Source organism: Mesorhizobium sp. M4A.F.Ca.ET.050.02.1.1 (assembly GCF_003997725.1).
Lineage (GTDB): Bacteria > Pseudomonadota > Alphaproteobacteria > Rhizobiales > Rhizobiaceae > Mesorhizobium.
In genome coordinates, this window is the sequence record NZ_RZSG01000879.1 from 1 (window position 1) to 2335 (window position 2335).

The following is a 2335-nucleotide window of genomic DNA, read 5'->3' on the forward strand; positions in this document are numbered from 1 at the left end:
GACCAGGTGGTGGACGGAAAACCTGCCTATGCCGGAACGCCGCGGCCGCTCGGCTATCTCGGCCAGGGCGCCGTCAGCCCGCCGATCTTCCTCGGACAGATGTTCGGCAAGGCGCGGGTCGCCTTCACCAATGGTGTTTTGTCGACGCAGTGGATGTCGCGCGCACTGGCGGAAGCCGGCATCAAGGTCGGGCAGCGCGATAAGATCAGGGCGGAGCTGCAGAACCCGGCGAGCAAGATACGCGCCTATCTGCATGGAGATGTGCCTGATGTGCTGACCAGCCTGATGAAGCGGGCCAAGGCCGAAGGTGGCACCGTCAGGCTCGCGCTCTATGAGCTTGGCGACGACGAATTGTGCGACGCGATCGTCGCCGCCAAGGATGTCGTCGAGGTCATTCTTGCCAATTCGGGCAAAGACGACCAGACGAAGGCCTGGGATTTCGGTAACGCGCCGTTCAGGAAACGCCTGCGCGACGCTGGCGTCACGGTGACGGACCGCCTGTTCAACAACAACCATATCGGCCACAACAAGTTCGCCGTCTACCGCGATGCCCAGGGCAATCCACAGGCGGTGATGACCGGCAGCACCAACTGGACCTCGACCGGCATCTGCGGGCAATCCAACAACGCCTTCATCCGCGACGACCCGGCGATTGCGGAAGTGTTCAATGCCTATTGGGAGCGCATGAAGGCCGACGTCTTCCCACCGCCGGCGAGCGAAAGTGCCGCCGGACATGTGGCGCAAAAGCAGGGCGTGCCGTTTCGCGCGGAAAACCACATTTCGAACCCGCTGAACGGCGCCTCGGCACCGCTGGACGGCATGACGGTGTGGTTTTCGCCGAACGATCCCGAGCGTAGCAAGAAGGATATCTCGGTGCGCCCGGTCGACCTCGCGGACGTCTTCGCCCGCATCAAGGCGGCGAAGCGCGCGGTGCTCTTCCTCGTGTTCAATCCGTCGCGGCTCGGCGAGAACTCGATCGTTGACCAGGCGGTCGCGGCGGCGAATGCAGATCCGAAGCTGATCGTGCAGGGTGCGATCAGCGACGAGACCGCCATGCCCAACTATGTCGCGCCGACCAAGGATCCGGTGACTCACAAATCGAACAAGGACGGCAAGTCGCCCTTCGTCTATCCGGAGAAGGTCTGGGAGGCGCCGAACGTCTCGATCGTCAGGGCGGCAAACCTGACCGGCGCCACAGTCGCCCGCGATTTCCAGGCGGAGGTGCTGACCGTTGGCCACGCCATCGTGCACGACAAGATCGTCATCATCGATCCGATGGAGGACAATGCCACCGTCATCACCGGCAGCCACAACCTTGGCTACAAGGCGTCGTACGAAAATGACGAGAACCTGGTCATCGTCGAAGGCGACAAAACCTTTGCCGCCGCTTATGCGGTGCACATGCTCGACGTCTTCGACCATTACAAGTTCCGCGCCTTGCCGAACATCTGTCCGAGGAAGATCGGCGGGCTGACGGCGCCCTGGCCGAGATAGCCGAGCGGCCGCGGCGTTCCGGCATAGGCAGGTTTGCCGTCCACCACCTGGTCCGGACACACCGGCACCGGTTCGAGTCCCGGTTTCATGTCGCCAACCGGGCGCACGCGATAGGCGATCATCTCGCCTTCCGGCCTCAGATCGATGCTGTCGCGGCGCCGGCGCATCGTGAGGTCGCGCCAGAAGGTCTTCTGCACCGGCCAGACGCCGGTGTCCTGGGGTATCCACCTTGGATTGCGCTGTCCCTTGAACGGCACCCACGCCGCCAGGCAGCGCTCCTCCCCGGTGTCGGGATAGAGGCGGACGATCTCGAAGCCGAGGCAGCCCGGGATCATCCCGTCAATATCCCACGCCAGGAACGCGACCTCGTTGTTGGTCGCCGCACGCACTTTGATGACATCAGGCATCGCTACCCCCTCGAGATGCTCGGCGCACAAGTATAGCGGAAGTAAAAGACGGAACTGTAACAGGCTTCACGTTGCGGGACGGCAGGCGATCGGATGCCCTTCCGTCATGTCGCTTCCCTAATCCTAGTGGTCGCCGCCTCCTTACCGGCGGCATTGGCGGCGGTCCATTATGCCGCTCACTTTCGCATCCCATGAGGCTTTTCATGACCGCTGCCCTCCACCCCGCCGAACCGGCACTGGCAACCGATCGCGCCCGCCGTGGTGGCCGCGCGGGCAAGCGCGCCGGCGGCTCGGCTGCGTTCGAGCAGCCGCCCTTCCGGCAGCTGAGGAATCCGCTCACGCCGACCAGGCTGGTTTCCGACGACGAATTGGAATCGATCCACCTCGCTTCACTGCGGGTCTTGAAGGAGATCGGCGTCGACGTGCTGCATGAC

At 63.6% G+C, this 2335-nt stretch carries 2 protein-coding genes and 1 pseudogene; 2 read left to right on the forward strand and 1 reads right to left on the reverse strand.

The window, feature by feature from the left end:
• On the forward strand, positions 1 to 1494 hold a 1494-nt coding region (locus tag EOA33_RS32570; RefSeq protein WP_127407490.1), incomplete at its 5' end, for a phospholipase D-like domain-containing protein.
• Here the strand turns inward: EOA33_RS32570 and EOA33_RS32575 are convergent.
• Positions 1431 to 1901, reverse strand: a pseudogene (locus EOA33_RS32575) (hypothetical protein); the annotation flags it as partial. The gene EOA33_RS32570 and the pseudogene EOA33_RS32575 sit on opposite strands and share 64 nt — an antisense overlap.
• A gap of 203 nt (positions 1902 to 2104) precedes the next feature.
• On the opposite strand from EOA33_RS32575, the gene EOA33_RS32580 reads away from it, so the two are divergent.
• Positions 2105 to 2335 (forward strand): trimethylamine methyltransferase family protein (locus EOA33_RS32580; RefSeq protein ID WP_190234442.1); only part of this gene is annotated, 231 nt, incomplete at its 3' end.